Source organism: Micromonospora sp. NPDC049060 (genome assembly GCF_040649055.1).
GTDB lineage: Bacteria > Actinomycetota > Actinomycetes > Mycobacteriales > Micromonosporaceae > Micromonospora > Micromonospora reichwaldensis.
In genome coordinates, this window is the sequence record NZ_JBEZEV010000004.1 from 74,495 (window position 1) to 97,171 (window position 22,677).

General features: G+C 73.9%; 19 protein-coding genes. 13 read left to right on the forward strand and 6 right to left on the reverse strand.

Going from position 1 to position 22,677, the window contains the following annotated elements; translation table 11 throughout:
- Positions 1 to 12 precede the first annotated feature (12 nt).
- From AB0B83_RS03160 to AB0B83_RS03175, 4 genes are all read left to right on the forward strand, one after another.
- Entirely contained in the window at positions 13 to 744 is a 732-nt protein-coding gene (locus AB0B83_RS03160) for a type II secretion system F family protein (protein ID WP_357576820.1), read from the forward strand.
- 2 nt (positions 745 to 746) lie between these two features.
- On the forward strand, positions 747 to 935 hold the full coding sequence (locus tag AB0B83_RS03165; protein WP_357576738.1) for a DUF4244 domain-containing protein: 189 nt from the start codon (positions 747 to 749) through the stop codon (positions 933 to 935).
- Positions 932 to 1,360, forward strand: coding sequence for a TadE family type IV pilus minor pilin (locus AB0B83_RS03170; protein ID WP_357576739.1), 429 nt, complete (start codon positions 932 to 934; stop codon positions 1,358 to 1,360). The genes AB0B83_RS03165 and AB0B83_RS03170 overlap by 4 nt, the downstream gene beginning before the upstream one ends.
- A gap of 215 nt (positions 1,361 to 1,575) precedes the next feature.
- Positions 1,576 to 1,920 (forward strand): Rv3654c family TadE-like protein, encoded by a 345-nt coding sequence (locus AB0B83_RS03175; protein WP_357576740.1) that lies wholly within the window; start codon positions 1,576 to 1,578, stop codon positions 1,918 to 1,920.
- A 166-nt stretch (positions 1,921 to 2,086) separates the two neighbouring features.
- Here AB0B83_RS03175 and AB0B83_RS03180 read toward each other — a convergent pair whose 3' ends face one another.
- The 3 genes from AB0B83_RS03180 to AB0B83_RS03190 all read right to left on the reverse strand — a co-directional run bounded on the left by AB0B83_RS03180 (position 2,087) and on the right by AB0B83_RS03190 (position 5,958).
- Positions 2,087 to 2,665, reverse strand: coding sequence for a hypothetical protein (locus tag AB0B83_RS03180; protein WP_357576741.1), 579 nt, complete (start codon positions 2,663 to 2,665; stop codon positions 2,087 to 2,089).
- Positions 2,666 to 3,037: 372 nt separating this feature from the next.
- Positions 3,038 to 3,244 carry a hypothetical protein gene (locus AB0B83_RS03185; RefSeq protein WP_357576742.1) on the reverse strand — a complete coding sequence of 69 codons (207 nt, stop codon included), beginning with the start codon at positions 3,242 to 3,244 and terminating at the stop codon, positions 3,038 to 3,040.
- An 89-nt stretch (positions 3,245 to 3,333) separates the two neighbouring features.
- Complete coding sequence (locus tag AB0B83_RS03190) at positions 3,334 to 5,958, reverse strand: DEAD/DEAH box helicase (RefSeq protein ID WP_357576821.1); 2,625 nt, start codon at positions 5,956 to 5,958, stop codon at positions 3,334 to 3,336.
- 189 nt (positions 5,959 to 6,147) lie between these two features.
- On the opposite strand from AB0B83_RS03190, the gene AB0B83_RS03195 reads away from it, so the two are divergent.
- The 6 genes from AB0B83_RS03195 (at position 6,148) to topA (ending at position 14,169) form a co-directional block, all read left to right on the forward strand.
- The gene (locus tag AB0B83_RS03195) at positions 6,148 to 6,504 is read left to right on the forward strand and encodes an STAS domain-containing protein (protein WP_151453426.1); all 357 of its coding nucleotides are present in this window, start codon (positions 6,148 to 6,150) and stop codon (positions 6,502 to 6,504) included.
- Positions 6,504 to 6,938 (forward strand): ATP-binding protein, encoded by a 435-nt coding sequence (locus tag AB0B83_RS03200; RefSeq protein ID WP_357576743.1) that lies wholly within the window; start codon positions 6,504 to 6,506, stop codon positions 6,936 to 6,938. Before AB0B83_RS03195 ends, AB0B83_RS03200 begins: the two co-directional genes overlap by 1 nt.
- A 345-nt stretch (positions 6,939 to 7,283) precedes the next feature.
- Positions 7,284 to 9,638 carry a sodium-translocating pyrophosphatase gene (locus tag AB0B83_RS03205; protein WP_357576744.1) on the forward strand — a complete coding sequence of 785 codons (2,355 nt, stop codon included), beginning with the start codon at positions 7,284 to 7,286 and terminating at the stop codon, positions 9,636 to 9,638.
- Between the two features lie 114 nt (positions 9,639 to 9,752).
- On the forward strand, positions 9,753 to 10,295 hold the full coding sequence (locus tag AB0B83_RS03210) for a hypothetical protein (RefSeq protein WP_357576745.1): 543 nt from the start codon (positions 9,753 to 9,755) through the stop codon (positions 10,293 to 10,295).
- Between the two features lie 131 nt (positions 10,296 to 10,426).
- Positions 10,427 to 10,996: a hypothetical protein gene (locus AB0B83_RS03215; protein WP_357576822.1), complete on the forward strand. Its 570-nt coding sequence runs from the start codon at positions 10,427 to 10,429 to the stop codon at positions 10,994 to 10,996.
- 344 nt (positions 10,997 to 11,340) lie between these two features.
- The gene (gene topA / locus AB0B83_RS03220) at positions 11,341 to 14,169 is read left to right on the forward strand and encodes a type I DNA topoisomerase (protein ID WP_357576746.1); all 2,829 of its coding nucleotides are present in this window, start codon (positions 11,341 to 11,343) and stop codon (positions 14,167 to 14,169) included.
- Positions 14,170 to 14,274: 105 nt separating this feature from the next.
- Here the strand turns inward: topA and AB0B83_RS03225 are convergent, their stop codons facing one another.
- Both AB0B83_RS03225 and AB0B83_RS03230 read right to left on the reverse strand, forming a co-directional pair.
- Complete coding sequence (locus AB0B83_RS03225; protein ID WP_357576747.1) at positions 14,275 to 15,243, reverse strand: DUF559 domain-containing protein; 969 nt, start codon at positions 15,241 to 15,243, stop codon at positions 14,275 to 14,277.
- Between the two features lie 166 nt (positions 15,244 to 15,409).
- A complete protein-coding gene (locus tag AB0B83_RS03230) occupies positions 15,410 to 16,726 on the reverse strand; it encodes a D-arabinono-1,4-lactone oxidase (RefSeq protein ID WP_357576748.1) in 1,317 nt (438 codons plus the stop codon).
- A 222-nt stretch (positions 16,727 to 16,948) separates the two neighbouring features.
- Here AB0B83_RS03230 and AB0B83_RS03235 point away from each other — a divergent pair, with 222 nt between their 5' ends.
- Entirely contained in the window at positions 16,949 to 17,521 is a 573-nt protein-coding gene (locus AB0B83_RS03235) for a TetR family transcriptional regulator (protein ID WP_311410471.1), read from the forward strand.
- A gap of 112 nt (positions 17,522 to 17,633) precedes the next feature.
- Here the strand turns inward: AB0B83_RS03235 and AB0B83_RS03240 are convergent, their stop codons facing one another.
- A complete protein-coding gene (locus AB0B83_RS03240; protein ID WP_357576749.1) occupies positions 17,634 to 18,842 on the reverse strand; it encodes an amino acid deaminase/aldolase in 1,209 nt (402 codons plus the stop codon).
- Between the two features lie 295 nt (positions 18,843 to 19,137).
- Here AB0B83_RS03240 and tmk point away from each other — a divergent pair, with 295 nt between their 5' ends.
- Together tmk and AB0B83_RS03250 are read left to right on the forward strand one after the other, a co-directional pair.
- Positions 19,138 to 21,237: a dTMP kinase gene (gene tmk, locus AB0B83_RS03245; RefSeq protein WP_357576823.1), complete on the forward strand. Its 2,100-nt coding sequence runs from the start codon at positions 19,138 to 19,140 to the stop codon at positions 21,235 to 21,237.
- On the forward strand, positions 21,237 to 22,505 hold the full coding sequence (locus AB0B83_RS03250; protein WP_357576750.1) for a DNA polymerase III subunit delta': 1,269 nt from the start codon (positions 21,237 to 21,239) through the stop codon (positions 22,503 to 22,505). The genes tmk and AB0B83_RS03250 overlap by 1 nt, the downstream gene beginning before the upstream one ends.
- Positions 22,506 to 22,677 lie beyond the last annotated feature (172 nt).

The window sequence follows — 22,677 nt, forward strand, 5'->3', positions numbered from 1 at the left end:
CTGCTCGTCACGATGCTGGCGGCAGGCCGGCGGCCCCTGCGCCGGCTGCGCGCGCTGCGCCGGGCGCCGGTCGGTGTGCACCCGGCCGCCTCGCTCCGCCGACCGGTCGGTCCCGACGACGACCCGACCGATGACGTCCCGCCTCGGCGGCGGCCGGACGCCATCCGCGTCGCCGCCGGTCTGGCCGGCGTGGCCGTGGCCGTCATCGTCAGCGGCTGGCCCGGGGCGGTGGCGGCCCTGCCGACGACGCTGCTGCTCGACCGGCTGCTTCGTCGGATCGAGCCCCCGGCCGTGCGGAACCGGCGGCTGCGCGAGGCGGCCGATCTTCCGCTCGCCGCCGACCTGCTGGCGGCGGCCATGCGGGCGGGAGCGCCCGTGGACAGGTCGATCATGGCCGTGGCCGGGGCGCTCGACGGGCCGCTCGCCGACCGGCTCGCCCGGGTCGGCCGGTTGCTGCGGCTCGGCGGTGGCCCCGAGGAGGCGTGGGCTCCGCTCGCGGCGGTACCGGGGGCCGAGCGGCTGACCGCCGCCGTGCTTCGCAGCGCGAGCAGCGGAGCCGCACTGGCCGGCGCGCTGACCCGACTCGCCGACGACCTCCGCGCCGACCGCTCCACGGCCGCGGAGGCGGCCGCCCGCCGCGCCGGCGTGCTCATCGTCCTACCGCTGGGGCTCTGCTTCCTGCCGGCCTTCATTCTCGCCGGCCTGGTGCCGGTGATCGTCGCCGTCCTCGGTGACGTGCTCTGACCATGTCGAGAAAGGACAGGAACGTGCGCAAACTGCTCGCCCGCCTGCGCGGGGACGCCGGAATGAACACCGCCGAGTACGCCGTCGGCACCCTCGCCGCGGTCGCCTTCGCCGGGATCCTGCTGAAGGTGCTGACCTCCGGCAACGTGCAGTCCGCGTTGACCGCCGTCATCGACCGGGCGCTCAAGTGACCGGGCGCCGGCCGGCCGGCCGTGACCGGGGTTCCTTCACCGCCGAACTGGCGGCCGGCCTGCCGGCGCTCCTGCTGCTCCTGCTCGCCGGGCTGTCGGCGGTCAACGCCGTCGGTACGAGGGCGGGTTGCCTGCACGCGGCCCGGGAGGCGGCACTGGCTGCCTCCCGGGGCGCCGACGGGGCGGCCGCTGCCAGCGGGGCGGCACCGCCGGGAGCGGAGGTGACCGTCACCGTCGACGGTCAGCGGGTCGTCGCCACCGTCCGGGCGCCCGTACGCGCGCTCGGCTCCCGGCTGCCCCGGATCTCCGTGACGGCGACGGCGGTCGCGGCGGTGGAACCCGGTGTCGTGGGGACGGACGCCGTGGGGCCCGGTGCCGCGGAGCCCGCGCCCCCGGGCGTCGAGCCGGCGGAGGAAGGACCGTGACGGGGCGGATTGCACGCCGCGACCGGCAGAACCCTGACCGGCAGGGCGACGGGACCGGCTGGCCCGGCTGGCCCGCGACCCCCGCCGGGGTGGAAGTCCGTGAGAGCGCGGCGGGAGTGCGGGGAAGCACGACGGTGGTGCGTGAGGGCTCGGTGGCAGCGCGATGGCAGCGCAGGGGGAGCGCGGCGGGGGTCCCGGGAAGTGCGGCAGGGCGGATGGGGGAGCGTGGTGGGGCGACCGTCTGTCTGCTCGCCGTGGGGCTGGCTTTCGTCATGGTCGGGTTGTTCGGTGCCGCCGTCGGCGCGGCCCGGACAGCCCGGCAGCAGGCCCGGGTGGCGGCGGACTTCGGCGCGCTGGCCGGTGCCGGCGAGGCCCTCCTGGGCGAGCCGGCGGCCTGCGGCCGGGCTGCCGAGATCACCGCCGCCAACGGTGGCCGGCTGCTCGCCTGTCGACTCGACGGCCTCGACGTCCTGGTGACCGCAGAGGTGGCCGTCACCCCGCTGCCCGGCCTGGCGCGGGTCGCGGCGGCCAGTGCCCGCGCAGGCCCGGTCCGTGGCTGAGCGGCGGGCGGCACCGTGCCGGCCCCGGTCCGTGGCTGAGCGGCGGGCCCGGTCCGTGGCTGAGCCGCAGGCGGCACGTGCCGGGGGAACTGCGGGAGACGTGACGCACTCGCGCCGGACGCGACCGGGCCGGGGCGACGGAAGTCGGCACCCCGACCCGGGTGGATCAGCGTCCCTGGAGGGCGTCGAGGGCGACGGCCATCGCGATCACGAGGCGGCGGTCGACCTGCGGGTTGTGGATCTGGACGACGTACCGGTCGCGCAGGCCCCACTGCTTGATGACGGAGAAGACCGGCTGACCGCCGGCGACGAAGTCGAAGTGGTAGGGCAGCCAGGACAGCGAGTCGACGAACCGGCGCAGCAGCGCCACCGGCATGCTGCGCTCCTGGCCGGTGACCTGCGGCAGGCCGGGCTGCTCGACGTGCCAGGTGGACCGCAGCAGGGACTGGGCGAAGTCCTTGCGGAACAGGCCGATCGGGTTGCCGGCGTGGTCGGTCACGTCGTACGTGGCGCCGATGTCGAGGCGCTGGCGGGCCTTGAACCCGAGCAGGGGCTGCTGCTTCGAGTCGTCGGTGTAGATCGTCACCTGCTCCTTGAAGGCGAGCCGCTTCTGCTGGGCGAACGCCAGCAGGCCACCTTCGGAGCCGTCCGGTGCCACGGCGTGGACCTCGTACTGGTTCACCATCATCCGGAGCCGTTGCCGGATGTGGAACTGCTGCTGGGCCTGCAGGTTCTCGAGTTGCATGGGTTCTCCTTCGAGGGGTCGCCGGAGTGTCGCACAGCTTCACCCGTGCCGCCGCCGACAGGTCACGCGTCCCTTCCCGCAGGCTACGCGGCCCGTCCTGCCAGCACGCGGCGGTTCCCGCCGGCCCCCGCTACCCCGCCCGGACCCTGCCTCGCTGCCCGACCCGTACCGTGCCGGCCCGGCGGTGCCGTCCGACGGGCAACCCCGCCACGACCCCGCGCCCCGCCGTGGACGGCTTCTTCCCGGATTGGCAACTACCGCCAACCCCGGGACCCTGTCGCGACCCGACCCCCTGCCGCGACGGCGACCCCGCTACGACCGCAGCCCCGCCACGACCCGAACACCGCCGCGGCCGTGCTGTGCGGAGCGGGTTCACCGGCCTCCGTCGACCGTGGCCTTGAGCGCCCACGCGTTCAGAACCTGGTGGATGCTGCGCAGCCGCTCGTTGATCTGCTCCAGGCGCTCGGCCTGCGCCAGGCTGGCGAGCGCGGTGGCCAGGGCGATCTGCTGGTCAGGAGTGAGTTTCTCCTGGTCGATCGTGTAGAGCAGGTCGACGGTCTCGGCGATGGTGTCGGCCACGACTCCTCCTTCGACGGGAAGCACGGCAAGGGTCCGCGAGCAGCGATGGAAGCGCTCCCACGTATTCGTTTGCCCCGAGCGAAGGGTTTCTATGCCTGCCTTCCACCACCCGGGACGGGGGCGGCCTCCGAGCCGGTCTCCACCACCGGGGGCGGGGCGCCGTCCGGACCTCCGGGACCGCCGGGGGCGGCGTCGTCGGGAGCGACGCGTTCCCCCGGGACCGTAGGGCCGCCCGGAAGCACGGCGTCCCGAACCGCACGGCGCCCCGGAACCGCGACATCGCCGCCGGTCGAAACTTCGGATGAGCGGCCGGACGGAACGCCGGGCGAGCTGAGGGACGGAACCTCGGGCGAGTCGCCGGACGGGCGGGGTGCCGGTACACCGTCGGGCAGGTTCGCGAGCACCACGTCCAGCACCTTGACGGCGTCCGGCTTGGAGAGCGGGTTGTTGCCGTTGCCGCACTTCGGGGACTGCACGCAGGACGGGCAGCCCGCCTCGCAGCCGCACTCCGCGATCGCGTCGCGGGTGGCCCGCAGCCAGGCTGCCGCCGTCCCGTACGCGCGCTCGGCGAAGCCCGCCCCGCCCGGGTGCCCGTCGTAGACGAAGACCGTCGGGGCCTCGGTGTCCGGGTGCGCCGCCGTCGACAGTCCGCCGATGTCCCAGCGGTCGCAGGTCGCGGTGAGCGGCAGCAGGCCGATCGCGGCGTGCTCGGCGGCGTGCAGCGCGCCCGGCACGTCGGCGGGCTCCACGCCGGCGGCCGTCAGGGACTGCGGCGACAGGGTGAACCAGACCGCGACGGTACGCAGTTCCCGGGCCGGCAGGTCCAGGGGGCGGGTGTCGATGACCTCGCCGGTGGCGATCCGTCGCCGCTGGTACGACACCACCTGGCTGGTCACGTCGACCTCGCCGAGGAAGAGCCCGACGGGGCCGGCGTCCACGTACGAGCGCACGCTCACCACCGACAGCGAGGTGACGTCGCGGGCGTGGGTGGACCAGTCCGGCTCCTCGGGATGCACCAGCGCGCACCCGTCGGCCAGGTCGAGCGAGTCGACCACGTGGGAGACGCCCTGGTGCAGGTAGACCGCGCCGGGGTGGAGCAGGAAGTGCGACGAGCCGCCGTCGACGGTGCCGAGCAGCCGCCCGGTCGCCGCCTCGACCACGCAGACCGGCGCGCCGCCCTCGCCGCGCAGGTCCACCTCCGGCCGCTCCCGGTGCCGCCAGTACCAGCCGGTCGGCCGCTGCCGCAGCGCCCCCGCCGCCACCAGTTGGTCCACCGCCTCCTTCGCCCCGTCGCCGAAGAGTGCCAGGTCGTCGGGGGTCAGCGGCGCCTCGACCGCAGCGCAGGCGAGCTGCGGTGCCAGCACGTACGGGTTGGCCGGGTCGAGCACGGTGGCCTCCACCGGCCGCCCGAACACCGCCTCGGGATGGTGCACGAGATAGGTGTCGAGCGGGTCGTCCCGGGCGACCAGCACGGCGAGCGCCTCCTGCCCGGAGCGCCCCGCCCGGCCGGCCTGCTGCCACAGGGAGGCGCGGGTGCCCGGGTAGCCGCAGATCAGCACCGCGTCGAGGCCGACCAGGTCGACGCCCAGCTCCAGCGCGTTGGTCGAGGCCAGCCCGAGCAGGTCGCCGTGCAGCAGCGCCCGTTCCAGTTCGCGGCGCTCCTCGCGCAGGTAGCCGGCCCGGTAGGCGGCGACCCGGTCGCCGAGCCCGGGCACCGCCTCGTCGAGGGACCGGCGGGCGTTCGCCGCGACCACCTCGGCGCCGCGCCGGGAGCGCACGAAGGCCAGCGTGCGTACCCCCTCGGCGACCGTGTCGGCGAGCAGGTCGGCCGTCTCCCGCAGCGCCGACCGGCGGACCTGGGTGAGGTCCGCCTGCTGGTCGGCGGCGGAGTCCCGGGGCAACAGCGGCGGCTCCCAGAGCGCGAACGTCACCCCGCCGCGGGGCGAGGTGTCCTCGGTGACGGCGGTCACGGGCACCCCGGTGAGCCGGCCCGCCGCCGTCGCCGGGTCGCCGGACGTGGCCGAGGCCAGTACGAAGACGGGTGTGCTGCGGAACCGGGCGCACTGCCGCCGCAGCCGGCGCAGCACGTGCGCGACGTGCGAGCCGAAGACCCCCCGGTAGGTGTGGCACTCGTCGATCACCACGTACGTGAGCCGGCGCAGGAAACCGGACCACTGGGCGTGCCCGGGCAGGATGCCGTGGTGCAGCATGTCCGGGTTGGTCAGCACGAACCGGGAGTGCTTGCGGATCCACTCCCGTTCGGCGCGCGGGGTGTCGCCGTCGTAGCAGGCGGGGCGCACCCCCTCCAGCTCCAGCGCGGCGACGGCGCGCAACTGGTCGGCGGCGAGCGCCTTCGTCGGCGCCAGGTAGAGCACGGTGGCCCGGGGGTCGGCGAGCAGGGTGGCCAGCGCGGGAAGCTGGTAGGCCAGGGACTTGCCGGACGCGGTGCCCGTGGCCACCACGACGTGCCGGCCGTCGTACGCCAGGGTGGCCGCCTCCGCCTGGTGCCGCCAGGGCGCGACCACGCCGCGCCGGGCGAACGCCGCGCGCAGTTCCTCCGGCGCCCAGTCCGGCCACGGGGCGGGCTCGCCGGCCCGTGCCGGCACCCGCTCGACGTGGGTGACCGGGTCGGCGCCGGCGCGGGCGCGCAGCCGACCCAGCAGGTCGGCGGGCGCCGGGTGCGCCGGGCCGGAGTGGTCGGGCGACGGCTTCAGGTCGTGGCGCGGCGCTGGCTGCGCCGAGCTGGAGCCGTCGGTGGTCACGTCCTGCACTCTCGCACTGGTGTTCGGAGATGGAAAGCGGGGGGCCGGGGTAAGGGGAGGCTCCGCCGGTGAGCAGAGCCGGTCTCCGGCGGGGATGGTTAGATGCCCAGGAGAGTTTACGGCTCTTGCGAGGGAGGACCGATGGAGCTGTCGCTGGCGACCCGCACCGTGGGCGAGCACACGGTGCTCGAGGTCGGCGGTGAGGTGGACGTCTACACCGCGCCCCGGCTACGGGAGCGGCTCCTCGAGCTGATCGACGGTGGAGCCCGCCACGTGGTGGTCGACCTGGGTCGGGTGGACTTCCTCGACTCCACCGGGCTGGGCGTGCTGGTCGGCGCGCTCAAGCGGCTGCGCGCGGCCGGTGGCTCGTTCGCCCTGGTCTGCGACAAGGAGCCGCTGCTCAAGATCTTCCGGATCACGGCCCTCGACCAGGTCTTCCCGCTGCATCCCACGGTCGACGCGGCGGTCGGCACCGACCCGGCCGGCACCGGCGTCTGATGGCCACGGTCAAGCTCTCCTTCTCGCCGGCCCCGGTGCACGTGCGCACCGCGCGCCTGGTCGGCGTGGCGGTCGCCCGGCGGGCCGGGGTCCGCGAGGAGCTGCTGGACGAGGTACGGCTGGCCATCGGCGAGGCGTGCACCCGCGCGGTCGCCCTGCACCGCCAGTACGGCGTGTCCGAGCCCGTGCTCGTCGAGATGTCCGACACGGGCGCGTACGCGGTGCGCGTCGTCGACCGTGCGCCGATCGAGGCCGGTCTCGGCCTGGCGGCGCTCAACGCCGACCAGCTCGCCAACGAGTCGCTCAACGAGGACGACCTGACCACCGGCGTGGGCTTCGCGCTGCTTGCCGGTTTCGTCGAGGACCTCCAGGTGCGCCCGGTCGACGAGGGCGTCGGCACCGAGGTGCGGATGGTCTGGCCCGTCGGCCGGTGAGCTGATCTTCCACCGCCCTCGCCGAGGGCGTCGTACGCCGTGAGAGGCCGTGTCCCGCCGGGGCGCGGCCTCCTTGGCATGGATGGGCTCCTATATCAGATTTTTCCTCATAACACAGCGACGAAGATCATCACGGCGCGGTGCCCCCTCGGTGTGACCTCCAACACTGTGGAGGGCTAGAGTACGCGAGTTGTCAGCAAGTGATCCATCCCGCGGCCAGCGGGAACGGTTGTTCATCGCTGGTCCGACCGGGGTGGAGTGGCGCGCGCTTGCGACTCCGCATCCAGGCGCCGGGTCGGTGCGTCTCCACCGGCCGGCGCGAGCGTTCGGTACAGGAGGACACAGATGTCCGACACCTTGGCCGCCGACGGCGGCGGGATCTCCCTCACCGGAAACAACGTCACGTACGTCGTCATCGCCGCGGTCATCGCGCTGGTGGCGCTCGCCTTCGCCGGCGCGCTGACGAAGGCCGTACTGGCCGCCGGCAAGGGCACCAACAAAATGCAGGAGATCTCCGGCGCGGTCCAGGAGGGCGCCTCGGCCTACCTGCTCCGGCAGTTCCGGACCCTGGCGATCTTCGTGGTCATCGCCGTGGTGCTGCTCTTCCTGCTGCCGGTGCACGGCACCGACGGCAGCGAAGTGGCGGTGAAGATCGGCCGGTCCGTCTTCTTCGTCGTGGGCGCGCTGTTCAGCGCGTTCATCGGCGGCGCCGGCATGTGGCTGGCCACCCGGGCCAACCTGCGGGTCGCCGCCGCCGCCCGGGAGCGCGAAGGCGGCCGGGAGGCCGCGATGAAGATCGCCTTCCGCACCGGTGGCGTGGTCGGCTTCCTCACCGTCGGCCTCGGCCTCTTCGGCGCCGCGCTGGTCGTGCTGTTCTACCGCAGCGACGCGCCGACCGTGCTGGAGGGCTTCGGCTTCGGCGCCGCGCTGCTCGCCATGTTCATGCGGGTCGGCGGCGGCATCTTCACCAAGGCCGCCGACGTCGGCGCCGACCTGGTCGGCAAGGTCGAGCAGGGCATCCCCGAGGACGACCCGCGCAACGCCGCCACCATCGCCGACAACGTGGGCGACAACGTGGGTGACTGCGCCGGCATGGCCGCCGACCTCTTCGAGTCGTACGCGGTCACCCTGGTCGCCGCGCTGATCCTCGGCCGCGCCGCCTTCGGCGAGCAGGGCCTGGTCTTCCCGCTGATCGTCTCCACCATCGGCGTGCTCATCGCGATCGTCGGCGTCTTCGTCACCCGGCTGCGCGCCTCCGACCGCAACGCCCTGACCGCTATCAACCGGGCCTTCTACATCTCGGCGGTGCTCTCCGCGGTGCTGGTGGCGATCGCCACGTACGCGTACCTGCCGGCCACCTTCGCCGAGCTGGACGGCGGGCTGACCGACGTCAGCGAGAACCCGCGGGTGGTCGCCATCGGCGCGGTCGTCATCGGCATCGTGCTGGCGGCGGCGATCCAGGCGCTGACCGGCTACTTCACCGAGACCAACCGGCGCCCGGTGCAGGACATCGGCAAGAGCTCCCAGACCGGCGCGGCCACCGTCATCCTGGCTGGCATCAGCATCGGCCTGGAGTCGGCGGTCTACTCGGCGCTGCTCATCGGTGCCGGCGTGTTCGGTGCGTTCCTGCTCGGCGGCAGCTCCATCACGCTGTCCCTGTTCGCGGTGGCGATGGCCGGCATCGGCCTGCTCACCACGGTCGGCGTGATCGTCGCCATGGACACCTTCGGCCCGATCTCCGACAACGCCCAGGGCATCGCCGAGATGTCCGGCGACATCGACGAGCACGGCGCCCGGACGCTCACCGAGCTCGACGCGGTCGGCAACACCACCAAGGCGATCACCAAGGGCATCGCGATCGCCACGGCGGTGCTCGCCGCGACGGCGCTGTTCGGCTCGTACACCGACACGCTGCGCACCGCGTACTCGGACGCCGGCGTGGGCGACGTCGGCACCGAGATCCTCAACTCGCTGAACGTGGCGAACCCGCGCAACCTGGTCGGCCTGATCATCGGCGCGGCGGTGGTGTTCCTCTTCTCCGGCCTGGCCATCAACGCGGTCTCCCGCTCGGCGGGCGCGGTCGTGATGGAGGTACGCCGGCAGTTCCGCGAGCTGCCCGGCATCATGGACGGCACCCAGCGCCCCGAGTACGGCAAGGTCGTCGACATCTGCACCCGGGACGCGCAGCGCGAGCTGATGACCCCCGGTCTGCTCGCCATCCTCGCGCCGATCGCGGTGGGCTTCGGCCTCGGGCCGGGCGCGCTGGCGGCGTACCTGGCCGGTGCGATCGGCGCCGGCACGCTGATGGCGGTCTTCCTGTCCAACTCCGGCGGCGCCTGGGACAACGCCAAGAAGCTCGTCGAGGACGGCGCGTACGGCGGCAAGGGCTCCGAGTCGCACTCCGCCACGGTCATCGGCGACACCGTCGGCGACCCGTTCAAGGACACCGCCGGCCCGGCGATCAACCCGCTGATCAAGGTGATGAACCTGGTCTCGCTGCTGATCGCGCCGGCCGTGGTGGCCTGGAGCGTGGGCGACGAGCGGAACACCGCCCTGCGGGTGGGGATCGCCGTGGTGGCGACGCTGATCATCGCCGCGGCGGTGGTGTTCAGCAAGCGCAAGGGCGTGGCCATGTCCGACGCCGACTCCGGCACGGGCGCGGGCAGCCCGGACCAGCGGCCCGAGACGGTCAACGCCTGATCCGTCCGGCATCGGAGGTCCCCGGTCGGCCCGCGCGGCCGGCCGGGGACCGCCCGTGCCACCCGGCAAACCTGTCCGGTGCCCGGACTCGACAGAGGCCGTACGCTGCAACGCATGCGCACGTGCCGGGCGGCAGCCGCCGGAAAGCTCACGGTGGTCCTGGCCACGCTCGTTCTCGTGCTCGCCGGATGCGGCGGCGGCCCCGACTCCCGGTCGTGGGCGGCGTCGGTCTGCACCGCGCTCACCCCGTGGCGGGCCGAGATCAGCAAGCTGACCAGCAGCACCGACCAGCAGATGACCGCCCAGACCACCCCGGCGCAGGCGAAGGAGAACCTGGTGCGGCTCTTCGGCGGCGCGGAGCAGGCCAGCGAGACCGCCCGACGCAAGGTCGAGGAGGCCGGCGTACCGGACGCCGAGCGCGGCGAGGAGGTCTCGGCGGGCTTCCAGGCCTCGCTGGCGAAGGTACGCGACGCGTACGGCAGGGCCCGCGACACCATCGACGGGCTGGGCACCGGCCAGCCCACCGTCTTCTACGACGGCGTCCGGGCCGCCGTGGACACCCTGAACAAGGAGTACGACGCCAGCGCGCTCGACACCAGCCAGCTCAACTCCGAGGAGTTGAAACGCGCCTTCGACGAGGTGCCGGAGTGTCGCTGAGCGGGACCGGTGACCCGTCCGGCGGCGAAGCGCTGCCGGTGCTCTTCCCGGCGCCGGCGGACCGGGTCGCGCCGGTCGCCCGCCGACCCGTACCGCCCCCGCCGGCCGACGCCGACGAGTCCGCCCGGCAGCTGACCTTCTTCGGCGCGGAGGCGGCGGACCCGTCCATCGCCGATCTCGCCGGGCTGCTGGCCGGCCCGGGCGAGGCGGTCCGGATGGGCGGCACGGCCCGGCTCTCGATCGTGGTCGACGCGGCCTGGCGGGTGCACGTCCTCGTCGCCGAGCTGGCGCTGCGCGGGGTGGCGGCCACCTGGGAGGCGACCACCGACGGGCGGCACGCGGTGCGCACCTCGTACGCCCGCACGCTGAAGCCGCTCGCGGCGGCCTGGCTGCGCGGTACGGGCAAGCGACCGCCCGCCGGCTTCCACCTCAACGGGCGGCGGCTGCGGCTCTGGCTCGCCGCGGCGGGGGCCGCCGAGCCGTCCGGCTTCCTGCTCCGGCTCGGCGCCGCCGACGAGGAGTGCTGGGGACCGGTCGGCGGGGCGCTCGACGCGGTCGGCCTGGCCGGGGCGCTGCTCGGGCCCGGCGAGGGCGGGCCGGCGTACCGGATCACCGGCCGGCGGCGGCTCGCCCGCCTGGCCGAGCTGGTGGGCGACCCGCCGCCCGCCGCCCCCGCGACCGACTGGCCGGCCCGCTCCTGACCGCCCCTCGGCGCCCGCCTCGTCGCGCCGGTCGGGCCTGTCCGATGAGGGACAACAAGTGCGCAATTTCGCGGAAAACAGCCGGGTGGCGCCTCGACCGAGGGTCCGCCATCGTCACAGTGTCCCGCCCGGCGGCACACGCACGGTGTACGGTGGCGCCGTCCGGCACGCCCCGCCGCCGGCGGAGAAAGAGGCCGCCCCGCCGGGACGGTTTGCCGCCCGCGAAACCCGAAACGCGGACGGCGCGTTACGTTGGACATCCGGACCGCCGGGGGTCGGCGGGCCGAAAGTGGCCCCGAACCGGGCGCCGGTGGCTGCGAGCAGGAGTGAGGTCGGGGAGAGACGTGCCGAGCAACGCTGGAACCACCCGTCTGGTCATCGTCGAGTCACCGGCGAAGGCCAAGACGATCTCGGGCTATCTCGGCCCGGGGTACGTCGTGGAGGCCAGCTTCGGCCACGTCCGGGACCTCCCGCGCAACGCCGCCGACGTGCCGGCCAAGTACAAGGGCGAGTCGTGGGCCCGGCTCGGGGTGGACGTCGACAACGGCTTCCACGCCCTCTACGTGGTCTCCGCCGACCGCAAGCAGCAGATCAGCAAGCTGGTGAAGCTGGCCAAGGAGGTCGACGAGATCTTCCTGGCGACGGATGAGGACCGCGAGGGCGAGGCGATCGCCTGGCACCTGGTGGAGACGCTCAAGCCCAAGGTGCCGGTCAAGCGGATGGTCTTCCACGAGATCACCAAGCCGGCCATCCAGGCCGCGGTGGCCAACCCCCGCGAGATCGACCGGGACCTGGTCGACGCCCAGGAGGCCCGACGCATCCTCGACCGCCTCTACGGCTACGAGGTCTCGCCCGTGCTGTGGAAGAAGGTCATGCCGAAGCTCTCGGCGGGCCGGGTGCAGTCCGTGGCGACGCGGATCGTGGTGGAGCGCGAGCGGCAGCGGATGGCCTTCCGCACTGCGGAGTACTGGGACATTTTGGCCACGCTCGCCGTGGCCGACGCCGGCGAGGGGCCCCGCAACTTCAACGCCACCCTGGTCGCGCTGAACGGCGACCGGATCGCCACCGGCAAGGACTTCGAGCCGACCACCGGCCGGGTCAAGGCCGGAGCCGGTGTCGTCCACCTCGACGCCGGCGGCGCCCGGGGCCTCGCGGCCCGCCTGGAGGGCCGGCCGTTCACCGTCACCCGGGTCGAGGAGAAGCCCTACCGCCGCCGCCCGTACGCGCCGTTCATCACCTCCACCCTCCAGCAGGAGGCGGCCCGCAAGCTGCGGTTCTCGTCGCAGCAGACGATGCGCACCGCGCAGCGCCTCTACGAGAACGGCTACATCACCTACATGCGTACCGACTCGGTGAACCTGTCGGAGACCGCCATCACGGCGGCCCGCCGGCAGATCGTCGAGCTGTACGGCGAGCGCAGCGTGCCGCCGGAGCCGCGCCGCTACACCGGCAAGGTGAAGAACGCGCAGGAGGCGCACGAGGCGATCCGCCCGGCGGGGGACAACTTCCGCACCCCGGGCGACGTGGCCAAGGAGCTCTCCGCCGAGGAGTTCAAGCTCTACGAGCTGATCTGGCGGCGCACCATCGCCTCGCAGATGACCGACGCCGTCGGCTCCAGCGTCTCGGTGCGCATCCGCGCCGTCTCCTCCGCCCAGGAGGAGGCCGACTTCGGCGCCACCGGCAAGACCATCACCGACCCGGGCTTCCTGCGGGCGTACGTCGAGTCCAGCGACGACGAGAACGCCGAGGCCGAGGACGCCGAGCGTCGCCTGCCCAACCTGGTCAAGGGCCAGCCGCTCACCGCCGACGAGCTGGCCGCGCAGGGCCACCACACCCAGCCGCCGTCGCGCTACACCGAGGCGTCGCTGGTCAAGGCCCTGGAGGAGCTGGGCATCGGCCGCCCGTCGACGTACGCGTCGATCATGCAGACGATCCAGGACCGCGGTTACGTGACCAAGCGCGGCCAGGCGATGATCCCGACCTTCCTGGCCTTCGCCGTGATCGGCCTGCTGGAGCGGCACTACCCGCGCCTGATCGACTACGACTTCACCGCCAGCATGGAGAACGAGCTGGACGAGATCGCCGGCGGCGACCACGCCGCCGTCGACTTCCTCACGGCGTTCTACTTCGGCGGCGCCAACGGCGCCGGCGACCGGGACATCGCCCGCTCGGGCGGGCTGAAGAAGCTGGTCACCGAGAACCTCAACGAGATCGACGCGCGCAGCGTCAACTCCATCCCGCTGTTCACCGACGACGAGGGCCGCGAGGTCGTCGTGCGGGTGGGCCGCTACGGGCCGTACCTCCAGCGGGCGGTGCCGGGCGAGCAGCAGGCGCCCGCCGCCGAGGGTGAGGAGGGTGGCGGCCAGGGCGACCGGGCCCCGATCCCCGAGGGGCTGGCGCCTGACGAGCTGACCCCGGAGAAGGTGCACGAGCTGTTCCTCGGCGGCGGGGGCGAGCGCAAGCTCGGCGACGACCCGGCCACCGGTGAGCCGATCCTGCTCAAGTCGGGCCGCTTCGGCCCGTACGTGGCCAGTGGCGAGCGCAAGTCGTCGCTGCTGCGCTCGCAGTCGCCCGATTCGCTGACCTTCGACGAGGCGCTGAAGCTGCTCAGCCTGCCCCGGCTGATCGGGGTGGCCCCGGACGGCGCCGAGGTCCTGGCGAACAACGGCCGCTACGGCCCGTACGTCAAGCAGGGCGACGAGTTCCGCTCGCTGGACTCCGAAGAGAAGATGTTCACCGTCACGCTGGACGAGGCGCTGGCCCTGCTGGCCGCCCCGAAGGCCCGTCAGCGCCGGGCCGCCGCGCCGCCGCTGCGGGAGATGGGCGTCGACCCGCTGACGGAGAAGCCGCTGGTGATCAAGGACGGCCGGTTCGGCCCGTACGTCACCGACGGCGAGACGAACGCGTCGCTGCGGCGCGGCCAGACCCCGGAGGCGCTGAGCATGGAGGAGGCCTCCGAGATGCTCGCCGAGAAGCGGGCGAAGGGGCCGGCGCCGAAGAAGAAGGCCGCGGCGAAGAAGGCGCCCGCCAAGAAGGCCACGGCGGCGAAGAAGACGGCCGCGGCGACCAAGTCGACGGCGGCGAAGAAGACCACGACGGCCAAGGCCACCACCGCCAGGAAGACCCCGGCAAAGAAGGCGGCCCCTAGAAAGGCCACCACCAGCCCCGACTGACCACCCGGCTCGCTCGCCGGCTGGCGTCGCGAGAGATCTTGGTACGAGCGCGCCCCTCGGAGGACGTGTTCGTACCAAGATCCGGCGCAGGTGGGCGGATCCGGGTCAGGACCAGCCCGTCCAACCGGCGGCGCGCAGGGCTGCTCGGACCTGGGCGAGGACCGTCCGCGGGTCGTTGCGTACCGCCCAGGCGGGGAAGCGGAGCACCCGGTCGCCCTCGACCCAGAGGTCGTTCTGCCGGCGCATGTCCGTCCACGCGGTGGCGGGGTCGAGGTGCTGCCCGCCGTCGATCTCCACGTGCACCCGCCACTGTCCGAACCACACGTCGAGATAGCGGCGACGCCCGTCGGCATCGCGTCGGACGACCTGCCGGGAGGGCTCGGGCAGCCCCGCTCGTCGGACCAGGTCGAGGAAGTCCAGCTCGGCCAGGGAATGCGCGCCTCCGGCGGCGTCCGCGGCGGTCTGTCGGATCAGGTTTCGGCGCCGGATCCGGGGCATGGCGTCCAGAACCAGGTGCAGGTCGTCGCCGCCGACGAGGCGTTGCTGGAAACCGGCGGCGATGATCGCCCGAGCCTGCTCGTCGGTCGCCGCCCACTGCGCCGCGTCGACCAGCGACCGGGCAGGCATGGTGCGGGGAGGCTGCCCGACGTGCAGCACGTCCTCCTCGCCGAGCAGGGTGGTCCGGTGCAGGCGTACGCCGGGCGGCAGGGCGCGGCTCTGGTGCGCGGCCGGCAGGAGCACGTCCACGATCCGGCTGTCGTGACCGCGTAGACCCCAGGCATGGGCCGCCGTGAGCCCGCCGAGCATCGCGGCCGGCCCGGCGGCGAGCACGGCGATCCATCGATGCTGGGCGGGACCGACCGGACCGTTGTGCGCGACGAAGACGGCACGGTGCACCTGGCGCCAACGACGGGTGGCGACCCGGTGCCGGATCGCCTTCGACGACAGATGGCGCCGGGCCTGGTCGAGGCTGATCACGTCTTCCTGATGGAACAGCAACCAGGTCAGCTCGTCGGCGTCGTCACCGGGCAACGCCCGCCGCAGCCCTGCCAGAGAATTTGGAGACTTCGCCACACCCGCACTCTGCCCACCCGGTGCCGCCCGTGTCCGCCCCTGTGGACGGCGGACAGATCTTGGTACGACCGCGCCCCTCGGAGGGCGTGTTCGTACCAAGATCGCACCGGCGGCCGCTCTCGCGAGCGGCGAGCGAGCGGGGCGGGGGTCAGGGTCAGGGTCAGGGTCAGCCGAGGGTTCGGGTCAGGTGGGGGTTGGTGAAGAGGTGGTGCGGGTCCAGGCGGGCGCGTAGCGCCTGGAAGTCCGCCCAGCGGGGGTAGGCCGTCGCGAGCGACTCCGCGTCGCGCCAGTGCAGCTTGCCCCAGTGGGGCCGGCCGCCGAGGCTCGCGGCGACCTGCTCGAAGGCCTGGAAGTACGGCTCGTACGGCATGCCGACGTACTGGTGGACGGCCACGTACGCCGACTCGCGCCCGTAGCCGTGGGAGAGCCAGATGTCGTCGGCGGCGGTGAAGCGCACCTCGACCGGGAAGAGCACCTTGAACGGCAGCCCGTCGACGATCCGCCGCAGCGCGTCGAGCGCCTCGGGCAGGGCGTCGCGCGGCAGGGCGTACTCCATTTCCATGAAGCGGACCCGGCGTGGGGTGCAGAAGACCTGGTCGGAGCGGCCGGTGTAGCGGCGCTCGGTGAGCGCGCGGGCGGAGACAGCGCTGATGCCGGGGGCGAGCGCCGGCACGGCGCGGCCGAGCCGGCAGGCCCCGGCGAAGACGGTGTTGGACAGGAACTCGTCGTCCAGCCAGCCGCGCCACTTGGGCAGTGGCCGGTCGTCGTCGGCCACCCGGTCGTTGGCCTTGACCTGCACGCGGGCGGTGTACGGGAACCAGTAGAACTCGACGTGGTCGTGCCTGTCGATCAGCGCGGGCAGCTCGTCGAGTACGGCCGCCAGCGGCGCCGGCCGCTCGTGGGCGCGCAGCACGAAGGCGTCCACGCAGCGCAGGGTCACCTCGACGAGCACCCCGAGCGCGCCCAGCGACACCCGGGCGGCGGCGAAGACGTCGGGGTGCTCGTCGGCGGAGCAGCGCAGCACCTCGCCGGTGCCGGTGACGAGGGTGAGCGCCTCGACGAACGTCGACAGGCAGCCGTACGCGGCGCCGGTGCCGTGGGTGCCGGTGGAGATCGCGCCGGCGATCGTCTGCGCGTCGATGTCGCCCAGGTTGGGTAGTGCCAGGCCGTGTGCGGTGAGCAGTTCGTTGAGTGCGCGCAGGGTGATCCCGGCCGGTACGGTGACCAGTCGGCGGTCGGCGTCGACGCGTACCCCGGTGTCCAGGTGGGTCAGTTCCATGCGTCGTCCGTCGGTGATCGCGACGCCGGTGAAGGAGTGGCCGCTGCCCACCGCCCGGATCCGGTCCCCGGCCGTCGCGGCGGCGCGGACGGCCTCGGTGACGTCGGCGAGGGAGGCGGGGCGCAGGATGGTGGTGGCGGTGGCGCGTTGGTTGCCGGCCCAGTTGGACCAGCCTGCCAGGGTGGGCGGTGCGGTACCGGCCATGCGCACTCCTCCACATGAATGTGAACTGACTTCATATCAGCAACGTTGTCGCAGGTAAATACCGCAATCGAGGTTTGCTCGTTGTACCGGTAGTCACGAACCCGTGACGTGCAGATATGTTCATCCGTCGAAGGGGGGTGGCGAGTGTCCACACCAGCCGCCACAGCCGGGCCGCTGCGCCGCGTACCGGTGCAGGGTCGAAGTGTCGCACGGGTCCAGCGGATGCTGGACGCCTGTGCAGAACTCGTCGACGAGGTGGGGTACGAGGGTCTGACCACGACCCTGCTCGCCGAGCGTGCCGAGGTGGCGATCGGGTCGGTCTACCAGTTCTTCCCGGACAAGCGGGCGATCGTGCAGGCGCTGACCCTGCGCACGATGGAGTCCTACCTCCAGCGGCTCGACGAGCGGTTCGCCTCCGACGACCTGACCCACTGGTGGGACGGGGTCGACGCGGGCATCGACGAGTACATCACGATGCACCGCACCGTTCCGGGCTTCCGTACCCTGCACTTCGGCGACGTGGTCGACCTCCACCTGCTCGACGAGCAGCGGGACAACAACGGCGTGATCGCGGACCAGCTGGCCCGCGTACTCGCCGAGCGCTTCGGGCTCGACGTCCCCGACCTCCGGTTCCACCTGGAGATCGCCGTGGAGGCGGCCGACGCGCTGATCAAGTTGGCGTTCCGCCGGCTGCCCGAGGGCGACGACCGCGTCCTGGTCGAGGCGAAGGCGCTGATCCGGGAGTACCTGCACCGCCAGGTCGACGCCCCGGCCGACGCCAACCAGTCCGGCTGACCGGGGCCGCGCCGGCACCCGGACCCGGGCGGCGGCAGGGACGCGGGCGGCCCCGGGTGCGCCGGGCGACCCGACCGGGCGAGGCCGGCCCGGGGTGCGCCGGGCGCGGGGATCAGAGGAAGGCGTGGCCCTCGCCCCGGTAGGTGGGCACGGTGGCCACGACCGCATCCCCCTCGACCAGGTGCAACTCGTTGACGTGCTCGCACAGCTCGCCGGCCTTCGCGTGCCGGAACCAGACCCGGTCGCCGACCCGCAGCGCGCCGGCCGCCGCGCCGGCCAGCGGGGTCTGCACCTCGCCGGCCCCCTCGGTGCCGATCAGCTTGAGGCCCGCCGGCAGCCACGGCCGGGGCAGCCGGCTGTCCTCGGCCGGGCCGGAGGCGATCCAGCCACCGCCGAGCACGGTGGCCAGGCCGGGCCCCGGGCGGCGGACCACCGCGCAGGCGAAGGCCGCCGCCGGGGTGGGGCGCCAGGCGCGGTACGCGTCGAACAGCGTCGGCCCGTACAGGCCCGATCCCGCGGTGACCTCGGTGACCGCGGGGTCGGCGCTGGTCGCGGCCACGCTGCCGGTGCCGCCGCCGTTGACGAACTCCAGGTCGGCGTGTTCGCGTACGGCGGCCACCGCCGCGCCCCGGCGGGCCAGCAACTCGCGGTACGACCCGCGCTGGGCCAGCCGGATCGCGGAGCCGAGGACCGCCCGCCCGGGTGGCGCGTCGCCGAGGCCGGCGATCTGCGCCTCGTACGCCATCAGTCCGACCAGCCGGAAGCCGGCGCGGGCGGCGACGGTGGCGGCGAGCGTGCCGGCGGCCCGGGCGCTGTGCACCGGCGAACGGCGGACCCCGACGTGCACCCGCCCGCCCAGCGGTCGCCAGGAGGCGTCCAGGTCGAGGCAGACCCGCAGCGCGGGGCGGCGCCCGGGCGGGCACACGGCGTCGACGAGGTCGAGCTGGTCGGTGCCGTCGATCATCAGCGTGACGGCCTCGGCGAGCGCCGGGTCGGCGGCGAGCGCGGCGAGCGCCCCCCGGTCGGCCGTGGGGTACGCCACCAGCGCGTCGTCGGTCACGCCGGCGCGGACCAGCCAGAGCGCCTCGGGCAGGGTGAAGGCCATCACGCCCCGCCAGCCGGGACGCCCCAGCGCCCGGCCGATCAGGTCCCGGGCACGGACCGACTTGCTGGCGATCCGGACCGGCTTGCCGGCGGCCCGTTCCGCCAGCGCGGCGGCGTTGCCGTCGAAGGCCGCGAGGTCCACGACGGCGTACGGCGGGTCGAGGTGCGCGGTCGCCCGGTCGAGGCGGTCACGAAGTTTGTCGCTTTCGATGGCCACGTGTGCACGCTAACTGTCTGGGAGGCAATGCGAAATACCCTCGCGTCTGTCCGGGCTGCGGGCGGTGGTCGCGGCGGCCTAGGCTCGGCGAACAGGAGAATGTCGCGGCGGGGTGGGTCCCCGCCGGGTCTAGAGTGTTCCACCGGGACTGCCCAGCGATGGGCCGGCACGTGGAGGTACGGCCATCGAAAGCCAGTTCAACGGCGAGTCGCCCGGCGTGTCGTCGTCCTCGACCAAGCCCGGCGGCGCCGAGAAGCCCGGCCCGGACCACTCCGGCTACGCCGCCATCCGCTCGGTGCTGCGGATCACCCCGTTCCGCCGGCTCTGGATCGTGCTCGGCGCGGCCTCCTTCGGCGACTGGTTCGGCCTGCTCGCCACCAGCGTCTTCGCCGCCTCCCAGGTCGAGGGCAGCACCGCCCAGGGCGCCGCGTTCGGCGGCGTGATCGCCATCCGGCTGCTGCCGGCGCTGGTGCTCGGCCCGGTCGCCGGCGTGTTCGCCGACCGGTTCGACAGGCGCTGGACCATGGTCATCTGCGACGTGCTGCGCTTCCTGCTCTTCGCCTCGATCCCGCTGGTCGCGCTGCTCGGGGCGAGCGGGCCGGTCGTGGTCGGCTGGGCGGCGATCGCCACCTTCCTGATCGAGTCGATCACGCTGATGTGGATCCCGGCCAAGGAGGCCGCGGTCCCCAACCTGATCCCGCGCGCCCGGCTGGAGGCCGCCAACCAGCTCACGCTGATCACCACGTACGGCCTCACCCCCATCCTCGCCGCGCTGATCCTCGCCGCGCTCGACGGCATCGTGCGGGGGGCCACCGGGGGCTCGACGCCGGACTGGGCCGCGCCGGCCGACCTGGCGCTCTGGTTCAACGCGTTCTCCCGCCTGGCCACCGCGCTGGTGGTGGCGTACGGCATCAAGGAGATCAGCCAGGGGCAGTCCGCCGAGACGGACCGCACCGAGCAGAGCATGATGCGCCAGTTCAAGGAGGGCTGGCGCTACATCGGGCAGACCCCGCTGGTCCGCGGCCTGGTGCTCGGCATCTTCGGCGCGTTCGCCGGCGGCGGCATCGTGATCGGCACCGCCAAGTTCTTCGCCACCTCGCTCGGCGCCGGTGACGCCGCCTTCTACCTGCTCTTCGGCGCGATCTTCGTCGGCCTCGCGCTCGGCATCGGGCTCGGGCCGATGATCGTCAAGGAGATGTCCCGGCGGCGCTGGTTCGGCATGAGCATCGTGCTGGCCAGCGCGTCGGTGATGGCCCTGGCCTTCGCCATCCACCTCTCCATGGCGATGGTCGGCGCGGTCCTGGTCGGCGCGGGCGCCGGAATGGCGTTCCTCTCCGGCACCACCCTGCTCGGCGGCGAGATCGCCGACGAGGTGCGCGGCCGGGTCTTCGCGGTGGTGCAGATCGGCACCCGGCTGGTGCTGATCCTCGCGATCGGCCTCAGCAGCCTGCTCGCCGGCGTCGGCGGCTCGCGCCGGCTGGAGCTGGCCGACCTGGGCGTGTCGATCTCGTCCACCCGACTGCTGCTGCTCGCCGCCGGCGCCGCCGGCATCTTCGCCGGGATCAGCGCGTTCGGGCAGATGGACGACAAGAAGGGCGTTCCCGTCCTGGCCGACCTCTGGGGCTCGATCCGGGGTCGCCCGCTGATGCCGGCCGAGCCGTTCGTCTCCGCCGGCCTCTTCGTGGTCTTCGAGGGCGGCGAGGGCGCCGGCAAGTCCACCCAGCTCGCCGCGCTCGCCGAGCGGCTGCGCGGGCAGGGGCGCGACGTGGTGGTGACCCGCGAGCCGGGGGCCACCGCCGTCGGCGAGCGGATCCGGTCGCTGCTGCTCGGCGCGCCCGGCTCCGACGTGCCGTCGCCGCGCGCCGAGGCACTGCTCTACGCCGCCGACCGGGCGCACCACGTGGCCACCGTCGTCCGGCCGGCGCTCGTCCGGGGCGCGGTCGTGATCAGCGACCGGTACGTCGACTCGTCCCTGGCGTACCAGGGGGCGGGGCGGACGCTCCCCGTCGACGAGGTCTCCTGGCTCTCGTCGTGGGCCACCGGTGGGCTCAAGCCCGACCTGGTGGTGCTGCTGGACGTCGAACCGCACACCGGCCTGGCCCGGGTGGCGGCGCGCGCCGAGGCGGCCGACCACCTGGAGGCCGAGTCTGTCGCATTCCACGAGCGGGTCCGCTACGCCTTCCTCGACCTCGCCGCCGCCGACCCGAAGCGCTACCTGGTGCTCGACGCGTCCCGCCCGGTCGAGGAGATCACCGGGCAGGTGACCCGGCGGGTCGAGGAGATGTTCGGCAGCCCCGGCGGCATCGTGCACCCGCGCCCCGCGCAGGGACCGGACACCTCGGTGCAGCCGGAGTTATCCGAATCGGAGCTGGTACCGATGGAGCACCGGACCTGATGCCGGACGTCTTCGCCGACCTGGTCGGGCAGGACGAGGCGGTCGACACGCTGCGCCGGGCCGCCGCCGCGGCGTCCGCAGTGCTGCGCGCCGCCGCCGCGCCCGCGACCGACGCCGCCGGGGACGGGTTCGACGCGCTCGCCGACGAGTCCGACGGCGGTCAGCCGCCCGCCGTCGACACCGGGGCGGGGATGACGCACGCCTGGATCTTCACCGGGCCGCCCGGGTCGGGCCGGTCGGTGGCGGCGCGGGCCTTCGCCGCCGCCCTCCAGTGCGCGTACGGCACCGGCTGCGGCGGGTGCCCCGGCTGCCACACCACGATGACCGGCACCCACGCCGACGTCCGGATGGTGGTGCCGGACGGGCTCTCCATCGGCGTCAACGAGATGCGGGCGCTGGTGCTGCGCGCCGCCAGCACCCCGTCGGGCGGGCGCTGGCAGGTGGTGGTCATCGAGGACGCGGACCGGCTCACCGAGGCCGCCGGCAACGCGCTGCTCAAGGCCATCGAGGAGCCGCCGCCGCGGACGGTCTTCCTGCTCTGCGCGCCGTCGACCCACCCGGACGACATCTCGGTGACCATCCGGTCGCGCTGCCGGGTCGTACCGCTGGTGCAGCCCGCGCCGGAGGCGGTGGCCGAGGTGCTGGCCCGCCGCGACGGTGTCGCGCCCGACGTGGCGCGGTGGGCCGCGGCGGCGGCGCAGGGGCACGTGGGACGGGCCCGCCGGCTGGCCCGCGACCCGGAGGCGCGCACGCGCCGGGAGGCGGTGCTCGCGGTGCCGCGCCGGCTGACCGGCGTGGGTGCCGCGTTCGACGCGGCGTCGGCGCTGATCGAGGCGGCCGAGGCGGAGGCCGAGGCGTCCGTCGCGGAGACCGCCGCGGCCGAGCGGGCGGCGCTGGAGACCGCGCTCGGCGCCGGTGGCACCGGGCGGGGGGCGGCCGGCGCGATGCGGGGCGCCGCCGGGCAGCTGAAGGACCTGGAGAAGCGGCAGAAGTCCCGGGCCACCCGGGCCCAGCGGGACGCGCTGGACCGGGCGCTGGTCGACCTGGCCGGCTTCTACCGCGACGCGCTCACCATGGCGCTGCGCGCCCCCGTCGCGCCGGTGCACACCGACACCGCCGCGCTGGCCGGGGCGGGCGCGCAGAAGTGGGACGCCGAGGGGGCGCTGCGCCGCCTGGAAGCGGTGCTGGAGTGCCGGGCGGCGATCGAGGCGAACGTCAAGCCCCGGATCGCGGTCGAGGCGATGATGCTCTCGCTCTGGAAGGGCTGAGCCAGCCGACGAATCCGCCCGAGCCGGGGCTGCGGCGACCGATCCGCCCCTGAGTCTCGGCGGCCGGACCGGTTGTCCACAGGCATCGACAGGCGCAATTGCTGTGCGGTACGGTCCGGTGTGCCGCCGTGACGGTGGCGGCACGCACAGTGATTTTCCTGTTCCGGGAGGG